The organism is Pseudoalteromonas sp. Scap03 (genome assembly GCF_013393115.1).
In the GTDB taxonomy this organism is placed as follows: domain Bacteria; phylum Pseudomonadota; class Gammaproteobacteria; order Enterobacterales; family Alteromonadaceae; genus Pseudoalteromonas.
In genome coordinates, this window is sequence record NZ_VDEU01000001.1 from 894,754 (window position 1) to 911,589 (window position 16,836).

The 16,836-nt window shown below is 40.4% G+C and carries 15 protein-coding genes; 4 read left to right on the top strand and 11 right to left on the bottom strand.

Annotated features, from left to right (window positions below; all coding sequences use genetic code 11):
• Positions 1-34: 34 nt before the first annotated feature.
• The 4 genes from FHG08_RS04055 to FHG08_RS04070 all read right to left on the bottom strand — a co-directional run bounded on the left by FHG08_RS04055 (position 35) and on the right by FHG08_RS04070 (position 3,782).
• Complete coding sequence (locus tag FHG08_RS04055; RefSeq protein ID WP_178954499.1) at positions 35-1,522, bottom strand: cell wall metabolism sensor histidine kinase WalK; 1,488 nt, start codon at positions 1,520-1,522, stop codon at positions 35-37.
• A gap of 10 nt (positions 1,523-1,532) precedes the next feature.
• Positions 1,533-2,258, bottom strand: coding sequence for a response regulator transcription factor (locus FHG08_RS04060; protein WP_138605474.1), 726 nt, complete (start codon positions 2,256-2,258; stop codon positions 1,533-1,535).
• A gap of 89 nt (positions 2,259-2,347) precedes the next feature.
• A complete protein-coding gene (locus FHG08_RS04065) occupies positions 2,348-3,070 on the bottom strand; it encodes a spondin domain-containing protein (protein ID WP_178954501.1) in 723 nt (240 codons plus the stop codon).
• A gap of 10 nt (positions 3,071-3,080) precedes the next feature.
• On the bottom strand, positions 3,081-3,782 hold the full coding sequence (locus FHG08_RS04070) for a spondin domain-containing protein (RefSeq protein WP_178954503.1): 702 nt from the start codon (positions 3,780-3,782) through the stop codon (positions 3,081-3,083).
• Between the two features lie 183 nt (positions 3,783-3,965).
• On the opposite strand from FHG08_RS04070, the gene FHG08_RS04075 reads away from it, so the two are divergent.
• Together FHG08_RS04075 and FHG08_RS04080 are read left to right on the top strand one after the other, a co-directional pair.
• Positions 3,966-4,331, top strand: coding sequence for a DUF4870 domain-containing protein (locus FHG08_RS04075; protein WP_178954505.1), 366 nt, complete (start codon positions 3,966-3,968; stop codon positions 4,329-4,331).
• A gap of 75 nt (positions 4,332-4,406) precedes the next feature.
• Positions 4,407-4,847: a YqaA family protein gene (locus FHG08_RS04080; RefSeq protein ID WP_010392588.1), complete on the top strand. Its 441-nt coding sequence runs from the start codon at positions 4,407-4,409 to the stop codon at positions 4,845-4,847.
• Here the strand turns inward: FHG08_RS04080 and folX are convergent.
• The 7 genes from folX to ycaO form a co-directional block, all read right to left on the bottom strand.
• Entirely contained in the window at positions 4,824-5,180 is a 357-nt protein-coding gene (gene folX / locus FHG08_RS04085; RefSeq protein WP_008108994.1) for a dihydroneopterin triphosphate 2'-epimerase, read from the bottom strand. The two genes, FHG08_RS04080 and folX, sit on opposite strands and share 24 nt — an antisense overlap.
• Before the next feature lie 3 nt (positions 5,181-5,183).
• Entirely contained in the window at positions 5,184-5,738 is a 555-nt protein-coding gene (gene folE / locus FHG08_RS04090) for a GTP cyclohydrolase I FolE (protein ID WP_008108996.1), read from the bottom strand.
• A 24-nt stretch (positions 5,739-5,762) separates the two neighbouring features.
• Positions 5,763-6,482: a dihydromonapterin reductase gene (gene folM / locus FHG08_RS04095; RefSeq protein WP_178954507.1), complete on the bottom strand. Its 720-nt coding sequence runs from the start codon at positions 6,480-6,482 to the stop codon at positions 5,763-5,765.
• A gap of 127 nt (positions 6,483-6,609) precedes the next feature.
• The gene (gene nadE / locus FHG08_RS04100; protein ID WP_178954509.1) at positions 6,610-7,446 is read right to left on the bottom strand and encodes an ammonia-dependent NAD(+) synthetase; all 837 of its coding nucleotides are present in this window, start codon (positions 7,444-7,446) and stop codon (positions 6,610-6,612) included.
• A 73-nt stretch (positions 7,447-7,519) separates the two neighbouring features.
• A complete protein-coding gene (locus FHG08_RS04105; protein ID WP_075170877.1) occupies positions 7,520-8,152 on the bottom strand; it encodes a YceH family protein in 633 nt (210 codons plus the stop codon).
• Positions 8,153-8,193: 41 nt separating this feature from the next.
• Entirely contained in the window at positions 8,194-11,532 is a 3,339-nt protein-coding gene (locus tag FHG08_RS04110; RefSeq protein WP_178954511.1) for an ATP-binding protein, read from the bottom strand.
• 117 nt (positions 11,533-11,649) lie between these two features.
• Positions 11,650-13,410 carry a 30S ribosomal protein S12 methylthiotransferase accessory factor YcaO gene (gene ycaO / locus FHG08_RS04115; protein WP_178954513.1) on the bottom strand — a complete coding sequence of 587 codons (1,761 nt, stop codon included), beginning with the start codon at positions 13,408-13,410 and terminating at the stop codon, positions 11,650-11,652.
• Between the two features lie 156 nt (positions 13,411-13,566).
• On the opposite strand from ycaO, the gene FHG08_RS04120 reads away from it, so the two are divergent.
• Together FHG08_RS04120 and FHG08_RS04125 are read left to right on the top strand one after the other, a co-directional pair.
• Positions 13,567-15,855 carry a penicillin acylase family protein gene (locus tag FHG08_RS04120; RefSeq protein ID WP_178954515.1) on the top strand — a complete coding sequence of 763 codons (2,289 nt, stop codon included), beginning with the start codon at positions 13,567-13,569 and terminating at the stop codon, positions 15,853-15,855.
• A gap of 75 nt (positions 15,856-15,930) precedes the next feature.
• Positions 15,931-16,779: an MBL fold metallo-hydrolase gene (locus tag FHG08_RS04125; RefSeq protein WP_178954517.1), complete on the top strand. Its 849-nt coding sequence runs from the start codon at positions 15,931-15,933 to the stop codon at positions 16,777-16,779.
• The last annotated feature ends 57 nt before the right edge of the window (positions 16,780-16,836 follow it).

The window sequence follows — 16,836 nt, forward strand, 5'->3', positions numbered from 1 at the left end:
CAAATTCAACTAAGTAATGAGCCAAGGCGTAACGTTAAGTTACGCCTTTTTTTTGTGGCAAATTAAAGCTAAAAATAGTGCCTTTGCCTATCTCACTTTGAACATTTATTTCACTGTCCATAAGCTTTAATAGTCCACGACAAATAGCAAGCCCTAACCCACCTTGTTGACGGCCCGCTTTATTAGAATTACTAGCTTGGTAGTGGGGATCAAAAATAGCTTGTAACTCATCATGTTTAATACCAACTCCGGTATCCGAAACTTGCACAAATAATTGATAGTGGTTACTTCGTCTTACGCTAACCTCAATACTGCCACCAAGGGGAGTATGCCTAATTGCATTATCGATTAAGTTACTTAAAACGCGCTCAAGTTTGGCTATGTCGGCGATGACAGGGAAGTCACAAATTTCTGGCTCAACCGATAAATTAATGCCTTTTTGTTGCGCAACAATACTAAACTTAGCAATACAATCGTAAATTAGCTCTCCTAGGTTAAATGTTTCTTTATTAATGTTTATTTGGCCATTTTCTAAGTGAGCAAGTTCAAAAATTTGCTCTATAAGTTGCTTTAGCTGTCCACAGTTATTTAATGAGACTTGCAAGTATTCTTGCTGTTCTTGTTTACTTAGTTTGTCACCTGACTGATTTAACACTTCTAAAAAACCTTGTAGAGAGGCTAGTGGTGTTCGCAGATCATGGGAGAGGTGAGTAAGCAGCTCTTTACGTTGTTTATCACCTTGCTCAAGTGCTTTAAATTGCTCGTTTATACGCGTTATCATCGCTTGAATACTTCGACCTAGGCTGTGGACTTCGTTGCTTTTTTGATTTGAATAGTGACTTAGTTTTGTATCGGTTAGGCTATAGTTAGCAGCCTCAATATTGCTCACATCTTTTGCAAGACGTTGAATAGGGCTTGTGAAAAATCGCAGTAAAATAAGCATCGCAATAAATAAAAAAATGAGTGTTGAGCCAAGCCACATAGCAGCCACTAATAACGAGTCGTTACTTTTTATATTATTGAGTGAGGTGTCGTATGCCTCACCACCAATAATTATATATAAATACCCTTGTAATGCATTGTTGTTAAATACAGGCGCCACAGAAAATATTTTTTGTTGCTGTGGGTCTCGTGGGTTATCACCATAAATAGGTGTTGTGTTTGGGTGGGCAATCAGCTTTTTTAGCGGCTCTAAATTAACGTGTGAGCGCTTTACTTTTCCGGGTTCTGCGGAGTAAGTCAATATTTTTCCGCGCTGGTCTACAAAGTAAAATTCAAAGGCAGGGCCTAACAGCATTAGAGTATGAAACAGGTTTTCAAGGGCTTCGTAATCGTATACGCCTTCTTTTATTAATGGATTGTCTTGTACTAAATGTTCAGCCAGTGCTAAATGTAAGTTTTGTTCGCCATGGTGTTTGGAGTTGAGTTCTAATTGTTTACTCCAGCTATAAACTAGCGCACAAATAAAACAAAAAATAACGGCTAACGACACTGCTAATTTTTGGTACAAAGAAAGTTTCATAATAAAAATCTTAATTAAGTTGGTTTGGGTTGAGTTTGTATCCCACACCCCAAACGGTTTCTATAATGGGAGTTGGTTGATGTAATTCGAGCTTTGCGCGCAAGCGGTTAATATGCGAATTAACCGTATGTTCGTAGCCGCTGTGTTGGTACCCCCATACTTTATCGAGCAGTTGTTGGCGGCTAAAGACATGATTTGGGTGACGTGCAAAGTACACAAGCAAATCAAATTCGGTGGCGGTTAGGTTAATTGCCTGTTCAGCTAAGTACACTTGATGAGAGTCAAATTCAATGTGTAGCGAGCCAACATGAAGCGTTGTTTCGCCCTTAATCGTATTCTGGTTAGTATTTTGGCTCGCGAGCAATTGTGCTCTGTGTCGCAGTTGGGTTTTTACTCTGGCTTGTAGTTCACGTGCAAAAAAGGGTTTACAAATATAATCGTCGGCGCCCATTTCTAGGCCTATAACTCTGTCCATATCGCTACTTAGTGCTGTTAGTAAAATCACTGAGATAGTTGGATAGTGTTCTTTTATTTTACGACATAAACTCAATCCATCCATTTGCGGAAGGTTTATATCCAGTAAAATAAGCCCGTAAGATTGTTTGGCTATTTTTTTCAAAGCCAGTTCAGCACTTACAACATGATCCACATGTAAATTTAGCGATGTAAGCTGTGTGGTAATTAATTTACCAATTTCTCTGTCGTCTTCAACTATGAGTAACTTTTCATGGCGCATCATTTATCCTCGTAAAAAAGGGGGGGCTTCCGTGCTCCCCAACTTCCCCATTAAAAGCTGGTATATCGAGGTTGATATTGATAAACGAATTACTGAGTGCGGGTAATAACCACTTTTGCTAATGGGTTATCAAATTTATGTTCAGGGCTAAGCACTGAGCCAGACAAACCATCTTCATTTGTAACTACACCTGGGTGTCTTGCTACAAAATTAACATCATCACGGGCTTCATTAAAACCTTCTCCGCCATCAGCAGGACCGGGTATCGTACCAGCTGCTTCTGTATTTGATTCAGTACCTGCATCATAAGCAACGGTAGTGCGAGTTAAAGAGTCGCCGACGGCTAATGAAGATACATCTAAAGCACTAAGACCGGTAAACCCATCATTTGTATTCACCATCATAGTGGCAAGCGACAACTTAAGTGCCTCAAGTGAGTCTGTGGTTAATGTAATCGTGGTATTAGCACCAGGTCCAACAGGACCTTCGCTTGATGCGTTGGCTATAGCGTTTTCTAATGCAAGCAGTTGGCTGTTATCGCCTCCTTCAGCTATTGCTTCTAATGCAATTGAGGCCGCATTGCCAATTTGCCAAAGAGTGCCTTCAGTATGTGCAATAACAGCAATAGGCGATAGTGGCTGCCCCGCGGTTAAATTGCTGACGGTAACATCAAATGTATAGCTTACAGGCTCAGGAGTTGGCGGTGTGACAACCTGAACAGGTTCGTTTCTGTCGTTATCGCCGCAGGCTGCAAGTGAGGCTGCAAGTGCAACAACCACGATGCTTTTTTTAAAGTTATTTAAAGATGCCATGATAACGCTCCTACTTAACCGTAACGGTTAGCTTAGCTACTGGGTTTAACCATCTGTGAACCGTATTACTTAAATCGCTATTACCAGCGGTTAAATCGTCGTCACCTAACGTGCCTGGATGAATATGTACGTTAATATTGCTATCGGTACTTGTTAAGCCAGCGCCGCCTGTGCCCGCGTCGCCACCTGGGGCTGCAGGAATACCTGGCGTACCCGGTGCACCTGAGCCATCGACAATGAGTTCATTATTGTGCTCAGTGCCTGCATCATATGCATTTAAGTAAACAGTATAAGTGCCTGCTTCGGTTGGGATTTTCCAGCTATCCAGGCCAACAAAGCCATCGTTTGTAGGCAGTAACATAGCGGTTACTGAGAGGTAGTCATTACCATCGGTTGTCATTAGTGTGGCCATGGTCGATGATGATGGCGCTAATAAGCCTCCTGCTGGGTTTGCAGCCATGTCGCTACCTGCTGCAGTAGCTTGTGCCATTAGTTCTGCAATGTTGCCACCTTCAGCCATTGTTTGTAATGCAGTAGAAGCTTCAGTTGCAACTTCAAAAAGCTTATCTTCGCTGTCGTGTGCTGTAACTAGCAGTGGGGTAAAGTGAATGCCTTGTGTTAGGTTGGTTATTGCTAGGTCTAACTCTGCAGCTATGGCTGACTGGCTAGCTACTGCTAAAAGAGTTGCAAGTGTAAATGTTGAAGCTTTCATTTTTATTTCCTGTATGTGATGATTCGAGATAAGTATTGAACAATCGTCTCCAGAAACTCTCACAAACTTATCACTTTTTTATCACAGAAATTTAGGTTGTGATTTTTTTACAAATAAATAGATAAGTGGTGTTATATACCTGTGTATAATTAAACCGGATTTTAAAAATTAAAGGATTGTGCTATGGAAGAAAATCAAGAAATTAAAGTCGTTAATAAAGATGACCGAACTTGGGCAATGCTATGTCATTTAAGTGCATTAGCTGGGTTTATTGTGCCATTCGGCTCGGTGTTAGGCCCCCTTATTATTTGGCTAATTAAAAAAGATGAAATGCCTATAGTTGATATACATGGTAAAAAAGCGCTTAACTTTCAAATTACTATGGCTATAGCTTATTTTGTATGTTTTTTACTAATTTTTGCAGCTGTTGGTTTACTACTGTTACCTATGGTCGCTATCTTTTCATTTGTGATGGTGGTTATCGCAAGCGTAAAAGCCAACGATGGCAAAGAGTTTAATTATCCCCTTAGCTTAAATTTAATTAAATAAGCGTTTTGATTTAAGTTAAAAAGTCGTTCAAACCCAGCTTAATGGCTGGGTTTAGTTTTTAGTCATAAGGGAAAAATGCTCTATATAACATTATTTTTTACAGCATTTATATCGGCTACGTTATTACCCAGCTCGTCTGAAGTATTGATGGGTGGGATGATAATGCAAGGTAATACTAACTTATGGCTAATTTGGTTTGCAGCAACCTTAGGCAATGTATTAGGCAGTTGTGTTAATTATTGGCTTGGAACACAAGCATTACGCTTCAAAGATAAAAAATGGTTTCCAGTTTCTGAAAAAGGGCTTAAAAAAGCGCAAAAGCAGTTTAATAAATATGGAGTATATAGCTTACTGTTTGCGTGGTTACCTATTGTTGGCGATCCACTAACTGTTATTGGCGGCGTGTTTAAAGTGCGCTTTAGTATGTTTTTAGTGCTAGTAACACTCGGCAAAGGGCTACGTTATTTAGCTGTAATAGCCCTTGCCGTTGGATTATTTGTGCCAGTCCAGAGTTAGCGACACAGAGTCTGCAAAGCGCAGCGCATGAGGTTTATCCACTCGGGCTTTGGCATAATTTACACTTGGGTGCGAGTGGCAAACAGCAAGAATTTCAGCAACTAATTTTTCTAACAATAAAAAGTGACCCTGTTCAACTAAGCTAATTACTTCTTTAGTAATTACCTTGTAGTTAAGTGCTTGTTCTACTTCATCAGTTTCACAAGCTTGATCAGCCGGATAATGAATTTCTAAATTAATGACTACATCTTGTTTTTTTTCACGTTCATCAGGATTAAAGCCAATAAACGTGCGTAGCCGTAAGTTAGTTACATTAATTATTGCGTTTGCCATAGGTTATCCTTTGATCAGCTGTAAAAACTCATTACGTGTTTTCGGATCGGCTCTAAAGTTACCAAGCATAACCGAAGTACGCATACTTGAGTTTTGCTTTTCCACGCCACGCATCATCATACACATGTGCTTTGCCTCAACAATGACGCCTACACCTTTGGCACCGGTTACTTCCTCAACCGCTTTGGCAATTTGATGGGTTAGCTGTTCTTGAATTTGAAAACGGCGAGAGAACATATCCACAATACGTGCAAACTTAGACAAACCTAACACTTTGCCATCAGGGATATAAGCAATGTGACAGCGGCCAATAAACGGTAATAAGTGATGCTCACACATAGAGTAAAGCTCTATATCTTGTATCAACACCATATCGTCAGCATCTGAGGTAAATACTGCATTGTTAGTGATTTCGTTAAGCGTTTGGCGATAACCTTGAGTTAGGTACTCCATCGCTTTTGCAGCGCGTTTTGGAGTATCGAGCAACCCTTCACGTTCTGCATCTTCACCGACTGCGGTTATAATTTTTTGATAGCTTTCTTTTAATTCGTTATGCATAAGTTTCTCGTTTATTTAGATGACTTACTTAAGATGGCGACCACCATCAACAGGTAAAGCACGGCCTGTGATGTAATGGCTGTTTAGTAGTAGGTCGATACTATTGATAATTTCTTGGCATCCAGGTTCGATACCCATTAATGATTTTTTTAAAGTTTTAGCGCGATACTGCTCATCATCATGTTGATTAAAAATAATTAATGATGGTGCGACGGAATTCACTTTAATATTCGGTGCATATTTAGCACTAAATGATTTGGTTAAGTTATCCAAGGCGGCTTTGCTGGCCGCATAGGCTAAGTGTTTTGGGCTGCCAGTTTCCACTACGTAATCAGTTAGATGAATAATGTCAGCGGGCTTAGTGTGAGACGCCTGATAATTTAATAGTAAATCTGCACAGCGTAAGTTTACCAAGTACGGTGTTTTTGCATGAATGCGCATCATACTGTCAAACAGCTGCTCAAACTGAGGGTTGTTAGCTTCACAGTCCCAGCTTGATGCATTATGAATTATCGCGCTTAGTGAGTCAGTCTGTGCTTTAAGTAATGTAATAAAAGTATTAATACCCTCATCAGAACTAAAGTCAGCATAAAGACAAGTGGCCCCTTTTTGCTCTAGCAAATCTACCGCTTCATGGCGGGTACGATAAGTAATAATGACCGCTTGCCCTTGGGCTATAAAATGCTGTGCAAGCGCAAGTCCAATACGTTGTCCTGCACCAGTAATCAAAATAGGGGGGGTCATAAAATATAAAACTCTCTGTTGGCAAGCGTTAAGGTTAACCGTTAAAATTTAAGCCACTTATTTTCACGCCATTTTTTACGTAAAATATAAGCGGCTCGATCAGTTAAATCACACTTATAATATTGATTTAAAAAGCATCGTATATTGTTGGAATAGGCTGGCGCTTATGTTGCGTGCGTTGGTAAATTGCAATCAGTGTTTGTTCCACATGCTCGGAGACTGGTTTACCTTCTAAAAAGTCATCAATTTCTTCATAGCTTAAGCCTAATGCTTCCTCGTCAGTCAAACCTGGTCTATCACTTTCTAAATCCGCAGTAGGTGCTTTTTCAACTAACAAAGCAGGTGCACCTAATGCTGTTGCCAATGCTCTAACCTGACGTTTAGATAGACCAAACAAAGGGGCTAAATCGCAGGCGCCATCGCCAAACTTAGTATAAAAACCGGTAATGTTTTCGGCGCTATGGTCGGTACCTACAACGAGCCCTTGGCAAAACCCAGCAATTTCATATTGTGCAATCATGCGTTGGCGTGCTTTCACATTGCCTTTAATAAAGTCTATTTTTTCTTGTGTTGGCAATGGCTTATTATTACCAGCTAAAGTTGCCATTGTTTGCTCGTGCAGTGCGTCGGTTGCAGGCTGAATATTAACTGTCATACGGGTGCTGGGCTTAATAAAATCAACCGCCATTTGTGCTTCGCTTTCATCTGCTTGCACTCCATACGGTAAGCGCACAGCAATAAATTGATACTGTGTATCTTGGTGTTCTTGATTAAGCTCATTAACAGCAAGTTGGCATAATCGGCCACAGGTTGATGAGTCTACACCGCCACTAATACCTAGTACCAGTGAAGTTGAGTATGCGGCTTTTAAACGTGCTTTAATAAAATTTACTCGGCGTTTAATTTCAGCGTTAACATCAATACTAGGCTGAACTTTCATTTCAGCCATAATTTCGGCGCGCATGGCCCGCTCCTTAAAGTTAAAAAGTTTTAATGCTCAAAAAAGAATAGCTATTATGTGATTTCAAATTACACAATTAAAGTCCTATATACTCTTTTATTTGTTTAAGTTGAGCTTTTAGCTCGTTAATTTCAGCGAGTATCTCATTGAGCTCTTGGTTTTTTAACTCGTCTGTAATGGTTTGTGTTGCTGTTGGCTCATCGTTTTCTGCAGAAGGTGCTGTAAATAAGTGGATATAACGGCTATCACGCTTACCAGGCTCACGGGGCAGCTTTTTAACATGGCTATTTTCAATCAATTGTTCAAGCGATGTTTCAACGTCGTCAACATTGGTAAAGTCAGCTAAGCGAGCACAACGGGTTTTTAATTCACCGGGTGTTTGAGCTCCCCGCAATAATAATAAACATATAATGGCGCGTTGTTGTGCGTTAAATTGTAAGTGACTAAATTGTGTATTACAAAAGCGATGGTCGTATTTAGATACACGTCCACTGAGACCTTCATCTTCTGTTACCAAGCGTAAGTCGATTAATTCGGCAATGGTAGCCTGAACTTGCTGTTGGCTTAATTCGAGCACAGGAGCGCGATTTGATTTTTGATTACAAGCATTCGTTAAGGCATTTAATGATAGTGGGTAATGTTCAGGCGTTGTTGTTTGCTTTTCCAATAAACAGCCAATAACTCTTTGTTGTTCAACTGATAACTGCATAATATCCCTTACTTCATCGATTCTATTTTAAGCTTACACTGTTATTTAGCGCTAAGCCATTGTTGCAATTTAGCATGCATAGCAGGGCCATCGAGAGGTTTACTTAAATAGTCGTTCATACCGGCATTTAAACATTTGTCTTTATCTCCGCGCATTGCATTAGCCGTTAGTGCAATAATGGGGATGGTTTGATTCTCTTGACCCGCAAGGCCCTCTCTAATAGCCATGGTAGCTTGGTATCCATCCATAATAGGCATTTGGCAATCCATTAAAATAAGTTGATAAGTGTTTGCGGTTGCTCGGTTTAATTTGGTTAGGGCGTCTTTGCCATCTTCTGCAATATCAAAGGTAAGCTCAGCTTGTTTTAATAATGCACAGGCAACCACTTGGTTTACTTTGTTATCTTCTACAAGCAACACATGGCCTTTCGCTTTTTTTTGTTTATTAATCGCTGGAGGCAGCGCTAACTCTTTAGGTTGTGCTGCCAATGTACTTTTTACCAGCGTGTTATATAAATCAATAGCAGTGAGAGGTTTAAAAATTAAGGCTGCTTCATTGTTTCCATAAAATAAATTGCTTTTTGAATAGCTCATTGGGGCCATAATCAAAATATGGCTTTTCACTAAAAAATGTTTCAACTTTTCAGCCAAAGGGTGTGCTACAGGCTCCAAAAAGCTTGTGTCAATAATTGCTACATCCGGTGGCGTTTGTTGATGATTACTTATATAAGTTTCAACCTCTTCATAATCACATACTGCACTGACATCTGCGCCCCATAGCATTAATTGCTTCTCGATGATGGTGGCATTCATCTCGCTATTATCAACAATGAGTATTCGCTTTGCTTGTATATGTTGACAATCTAAATCAAATGCTTGGTCTATCACTGAGGTAATGCTGACTGAAAAAGTAAAGGTACTGCCTTCATTAGGTGAGCTATTTACACTTACCTCGCCTCCCATGAGTTCGCACAGCTGCTTAACTATTGCCAACCCTAAACCTGTACCGCCATATTGGCGGGTTGTTGATGCATCAGCTTGAGTAAAAGAATCAAATAACTGTTTTTGCTTCTCTAAACTAATACCAATGCCGGTATCAATAATCGCACATTCTAAAGTCGTATCATCGAGAGTTTTTTCAATGGTAGCGGTTACCAGTACTTGTCCGTTTTGAGTAAATTTTACGGCATTGGCAATCAAGTTATTTAAAATTTGTCGTAATCTATTTGGATCACACACAATCTCACTGGTGCTTACATGCGTAGTATCTAAAATTAATTGGGTGTTATTGCTTTCGGCCTTGAGCGCAAACGACTCAATAATCTCGCCTAGTAATTGTGGTAGATTAAATTGAATGCTTTCTATGTCTAACTTACCAGCCTCTATTTTAGAAAAGTCTAAAATATCATTAATAATCCCTAATAAAGACTCTGCTGACGATTGGGCAAGCTTTATATGATGACGTTGTTGCTGATCAAGTGAGGTCGCCTGAATGATATTAAGCATACCTAACACTCCATTCATCGGGGTGCGAATTTCATGACTCATGCTAGCTAAAAATTCACTTTTAGCGATCACCGCCTGTTCAGCGGCTTCTTTTGCCATTACTAGTTCAGCTTCGGTTTCTATGCGCTGTTCACTAGAGTGAAGACTTCCTATTAGCGCGCCGATAGCAATTAAAAAACCTTCTTCGTTTTGCGTCCATGATCTAACCGTTGCTTGTTCTGCGCATACAACACCAATAGAGCCGCTGCCTGCGGGGATCATAACACATAGCATTGCTTTAATAGGTGATGGCTCGAGGTAGCTTTTTGCTATGGGTGCGAGACAAGCTTGTTGCTGTGCGTCTTGAGCGCTAAAAACGGCTTTGTTTTCTAGGGTGGTAAAAAAGTCAGGGATGTCGTGCTGGCGCCAAGGCGTATTATTATCACTGTTATTTTGGCTATAACTCGCAATGGGACTAAGTTGAGTTTTGTATTTATCAAACAAGCGAATGCTTACTGTATTCACTTTAAGTGCACGACACACCGCACGAGTAATAAGCTCTTTTGATTCGCTTAATTTACCTTTTAATATGTGGTCGCTAATAGTTAACGACGCTAAGGTTTCATTAAAACGAGCTATTTTTTGATCTTCTATTGCTACCTTTTTACGGGCATCAATATTTTGTAGTGAGCCGAATATTCTGTTACAACGCCCATTTTTATGCTCGGCTTCACCATGTATGAGTGCCCAAATCACTTCGCCGTTGGCATTAATAACTTCCAGTTCGGCCTCGTAGCTTTCACCATATTTAACCGCCCTGGAAATTAGTTCAGCCGCCTTATCTCTGCTTTTACCCTCTTTAAAGTAATATAAATCGGATGACCATTTAGGTTGCTCATCTAAAGGGTATTCAAATATCTTTTTGGTCATGTCTGACCAAAATACCTGCTTTTTTTCTAAATTAAATGACCATGCGCCCACTTGCGCTAGGTTACTCATGACCTCGAGCATTTTTTCGTTTTCGTGTTCTCTATTGAGCATTTTTAAAAACAATAAAAACGCAAAAATAAGCAAACTCAAAATAACAATAATAACGATACGTAACGGCCAGATAGACGACGATGCCGGTTGCCAGCCTGTTTTTGGCACTACATAGAGCTGCCAAGCTCCGCCTTGAAAGTTTAGGTTAAACTCAAGCGGGTTTTGGCTGGTAATTTCAGGGTCACCAAAGAAAAACTCACCTTGTTTACCTAAGCCATTGCGTCCTTGAATAGCAACGGTGTATTTTTTTTGTAATTCGAAAATTCCAGCGTTGTTATAGACTTTTTCTATATCGAGTACCACAGAAAGCAGCCCCCAAAAAGAGTGGTCTTCAGGTAAATAAACTGGCACTCGTGCAATCAAAGCTTCACTGCCTTGAACTAACGTGAGCGGTCCAGCCATTACAATAGTATTAGTGTCGCGTGCTTTAATAGCATCATCGCGTTGCGCTTTATTTTCTAAAAAATTGAGTCCAATGGCTTTTTCATTCCCTTTAAGCGGGTAGGTCATTGTAATGACCATATTAGGTGCAGCACCAATATTACGTAGTTCGTTAGAGGTGTTAAACAGTGGAGCGGCAATTTGCCCAAAACGTGTTTGGCTTAAATTAGGCTCGGCAGCAACGGCTACAGCCAAGCCTCGTATTAACTGAATATTAGATACCAAAATAGCTTCAAGCTGAGCTCTGTAGGTACTTACTTGAGAAAGTACTTGTAAACGGTAAGCATCTTTTGCCCGATTATAATTAAGCCGTTCAAGCACTAAGCTTGTTATTGCAATTAAAGTGATTGCAAATAAAAAGGTAAGCTTAAAATTATAAATGGATGTGCGTTTACTTTTGCGCTGTTGCCACATAAGGTGTAATTAAATTGTTAATATAGAAAGCTTAACTATAGCTAACTAACACTAGAAACAAAAATGGCGCAGTTAAATATGCGCCACTTTCTTTTTAACTATAAACACGTTTAGATATTATGAATCACTAACTTCGCGTGCCCAATGATGCTGTTTCGCAACATGTAACTTGCGGTAGCCATCCAATAATGCGGCGTGCTTTTTAAAGCCTTCAAGCGATAAACCTGGGAAAGTTAAGCCGTTAAAGCGTGTACGACCTTCTGCAATCTCAATTGCAAGGGTTACATTATTAGCGCCAAACATCAGTCCTAAGGCGTCTTGGTAGCTTGTATATTCACGTTCGTCATCGTATTTAATTTCTAAAATAGCTTTTAAACAACGGAAATGACGCATCGCGTCTTCATTAACTTGGCCGGTATGTAAAATCCAGTCAACCCAATCAATCGCTTCTTCGCTGCCTGCGGCTAAGCATAAGTGTGCTTTCAGTTCACCAATACGTAGAGTATGCCAAGGCGTATCGGCATCGGTTGCTAAGCCAATGAATTCAGCAGCGCGAATAATATCGCTATGACCAGCTTCTTCTAGGTTTTCGTAAATTTCCATCAGTTGCTCAGTGTCATATTGATCAAGTGATAAGAAAGTTGCGCGGAATTTAGCGCCTTCGTTGTTATTACGCCAAATAAGCTCATCTACCGGATAAATATCAGACATACCAGGCACTAAAATACGACATGCATACACATTTAAGTGGGTGTAATCCATGATGTAGATATCATGGCCCATGCTGTGAATTAAATCAGTACAGAAGTTATATTCTTGCTCAGTTGAACCACTAAAGTCCCAATGTACAAATTCAAAGTCTGCTTCAGAACGGAAAAAGTCATGAGAAATTAAACCGCTTGAATCAATAAAGTGCAGTTCAATGTTTTCAGGTGTGGCTACTTCGTCGTTGTCAAAAGTGGCAGGTTGAAATACGTCTAGTTGATCTAGGCGACGACCTTGCAGTAGCTCAGTTACCGTACGTTCAAGTGCCACTTCAAATGAAGGATGAGCACCAAAAGAGGCAAATACAGAGCCATCTACTGGGTTGATTAGCGTAACACTCATTACAGGGTATTTACCGCCAAGTGAGGCATCTGCAATACGTAAGTGGAAGCCATGGCTACGCAACTCTTCACAGGCTTCATGAATTTTAGGGTATTGTTTTACCACATCTTCAGGCACGATTGGTAAGCTAATACCTTCAGCAATAATGCGATTTTTAATGGCGCGTTCAAATACCTCAGATAACCCCTGTACACGGGCTTCAAATTTAGTATTACCAGCACTCATACCATTAGAAACAAAAATATTACCAATCACGTTCACCGGAATATAAATATCTTGGCCGTCGCGCTGGCGGGTATAAGGCACAGTACAAATACCACGTTCAAAATTACCAGAATTAAAGTCATAAAGGTGTGAGGCAGTTAATTCACGCTCAGGGTCGAAGTAATCCCATAAGCTTTCATCCATAATCCCTTGTGGTACTTGATCTTCTGCTACTTTAAACCACTTTTCGTTCGGGTAATGAGTAAAGTCACCATTGGCAAATTCTTCACCTAAGTAAAAATCAGCAAAAAAGTAGTTACAGCTTAAACGCTCAAAATATTCACCTAGCGCAGAAGCGATAGAGGCTTTATCAGTAGCACCTTTACCGTTAGTAAACATCACACCACAGTCGCTATCTTTTATATGAACTGAATAACAGTTTGCTACAGGGTTAAGCCATAGCGCTTCTTCAATATTAATATTTAGCGCTTTTAGCTTGTTTTGCATGGTAGAGATAGACGATTCTAAATCGCGGTCTTTACCTTTAATAAATGTTTTTTCAGTCATTTTGATCTCAACTAGGTCTGCACAATACATGAACTGTGTATTATCGTGGATTTTGATGTTTATTTCACCCTTTACCCGCTTTTCGTAGCGTTTTTAATAGAACGATTATGAATATATGCTAATAATAGTTTATTGAAAAAGCTAAAGGGTATGTTTATGTTTAAAGTAATCAAACGGTTGCTATTAATTGTTGTGGTTTTAGCGCTTGGGGGGACTGCTATTGTATACGGCGTGTTGACTCTAAGTTTACCTACTCTTGATGGTAAAGGCCGAAGCGATGCGGTAACGCAGCCAGTTAAAGTTGCTCGAGATACGCTTGGCCAAGCTGTTATTACTGCAGTAACTCGCCACGATGCTGCCTATGGCTTAGGTTATGCTCACGGGCAAGACCGCTTTTTTCAAATGGATTTACTTAGACGTAATGCCGCAGGTGAGCTCAGTGAGCTATTTGGTAAAGCCGCGCTCGCTCTTGATAAAAAAATGCGCTTTCATCAATTACGTAAACGTAGCCAAACAATTTTAAAAACTCTCCCCCAAGCCGATAAGCAACTACTAAAAAGCTATGCACAAGGGGTAAACGAAGGACTTGCGCAAGTAGGGTACCCAAGTTTTGAATACCTACTTACAGGGGCTGAGCAACAACCATGGCAAAGCGAAGATAGTCTGTTAGTTATTTTTAGCATGTATTTAGATTTACAAACCGCTACCTTTGAGCGCGACCAAGCTTTAATTCAAATACAGCAGCAATACGGTGCAAAAATGGTTGAATTTTTAACCCAACCAAGCCAATACCAAGCAGCATTAGATGGCAGTATTTTAACACCTTATTCTCAAACTATACCTCAGTTACCAACGCAGCCATTAGCGGCGATTAAAAGCATTACTGCTAATTTAGAAGTAGGCAGTAATAACTGGGCAGTGACCGCAGATCTAACTAATACTCAAGCTGCGATGCTTTCAGATGATATGCACTTATCAATGGCGGTGCCGGTTATTTGGTATCGAGCGCAGCTTAATTACACTCATAACAATCAAGCGTATCAGGTAACCGGTGTTTCGTTACCAGGAGCACCTGCCATTGTGGTTGGCAGTAATAATAAAATTGCATGGGGATTTACTAATGGCTATATAGATACAGCCGACTGGGTTGCACTAACGGATAGCAGTAAAACATGGCAAGTAAATGAAGTGATTACCTTGGATAATGGCAACGATGAAATCTATCCCTTAACGCTAAGTGAGTATGGCCCTGTTAAATACATTAACAATCAGCCTTATGCCCTAAGTTGGGCTGCGCATCAGCCGTATGCCGTTGATATGCAATTGTTACAGCTTGAGCAGGCTGAAACAGTGGATGATGCCCTTAATATTGCAAGTAACGTGGGTATTCCGGTACAAAACTTAATGGTGGTAGATAGTCAAGGCAGTGCAGCTTGGAAACACATGGGCGGTATTCCTGCACGAACAGTACCCAGTGAGTTAGCCATTAATGAAAATGAATATGCAGCAACTTGGCAGCAAAATGAAGTTATTCGCCCGTTTGTTAAAAACCCTGAGAGTGGGCGTCTATGGACAGGGAATTCACGAGTGGTCTCTGCTGAGGATAATGCACGTTTTGGTAATGGCGGCTATGCCCTAGGTGCTCGTGCGACGCAAATACGCGATCGGTTGTTTGAAAAACAGCAGTTTAACGAAGGCGACTTTTACCAATTACAGTTAGACAATCAAGCGCGTTTTTTAACTCCTTGGCATAGCTTATTACTTGAGCAGTTAAAACAGCAGCCAGAACACTATGCAGATTATATCAATGCACTGGATAACTGGCAGCAATGCGCCTGCTCAACCTCCGTTGGTTATACTTTAGTTAAAACGTATCGTGATGAACTAATAAATATTTTATTTAGTAGTATTGAAGCCAGCCTCAATCAGCAGGATGGTACATTAAGTTATGTAAAACGCGATTTGGAGCCCGCTGTTTGGCAGTTAATAAAAGCGCAGCCAGCAAGTTGGGTTAACCCGCAATTTACGAATTGGGAGCAGCAATTACAGGCAGCTTTTGAGCAAACTCTCACGCAGTTAACAGCAAAGTTTGGTAATAACATTCAAAACTGGCAATGGGGTAAAGTAAACGAATTAGCGATTGAACACCCATTTGCTAAACAAATACCTCTATTGAGTAAGCTACTAAATATGCCTACCGCTCCAGGGTTTGGTGATAGCTATATGCCTGCCGTACAAAAAACCAGTTTTGGCGCATCGCAGCGATTTATTGCCCAGCCTGGATATTTAGAAAGTGCCATTTTAACAGTGCCTGGAGGGCAATCAGGGCACCCACTTTCTGAGTTTTATCGAGCCGGTTTTGATGAATATGTAGAAGGAAAGCACACCCCATTGTTACCGCAAACATTCATGCATCAAATTGAAATAGTGCCTATCAACGACTAGCTTTGGATGCAGAGTGAGCTAAATAAGTTGCTATCACGTTTTATAACCATGATTATTAATTATAGGGTTACAACAATGAAAAAATTACTACCGGCATTAATAACGACTTTACTACTAAGCAACTACGCGGCGGCGGATGACAACCCAGTTACAGCTAAGCAACTGAGCGAGCATGTATACGTCCTATACGGACAAGGTGGCAACATTGCAGCCTGCGTAGGGGATGATGGCATATATATCATTGATGATCAGTTTGCCAAACTCTCAGACGATATTAAAAAAACCATTAGCGACTTAAAGCCAGGCAGTGCAGAGTTTGTAATTAACACTCATCATCATGGCGATCACACCGGTGGTAACGAAAACTTTGCTAAAGCCGGAGCCCATGTTATTGCCCACAATAATGTACATAAACGCCTAAAAGAAAAACATGGCGAAGGGTCGGATTACCTACCACGAATTAGTTTTGGTGATGATTTAACACTGCACTTTAATAATGAGCAAGCGCATGTTGTGCATTATCAACATGCCCATACCGATGGCGATGCGGTGATTTTTTTCAATAATGATAATATTGTGCACATGGGAGACATTTATTTTAACTTTGGCAGCCTACCGTTTGTTGATGTAGACAGTGGGGGTAGCGTTGATGGTGTTTTAGCGGCGGTTGATGATGTGATTAATCAGATTGATGATAAAACCCAAGTTATTCCTGGTCATGGCCCGCTAAGTGACCGTTCAGGACTGATCACGTATCGTAAGCTGTTGCAACAAGCGAAAGATGTTATGCTAAAAGCAATGCAAAATGACGCCAGTTTAGAGCAGGTACTTAAAGCAGACCCATTGTCAGAACTTGGTCTTGAATATGCAAATTGGTTACCTAAAGAGCGCGTAACCACACTTTTTTATCGCAGTTTAAAGTAGCGCACAGCGCGAATAAAAACGCATAAACCTAATAAAGCTGAGCATGTGTTCAGCTTT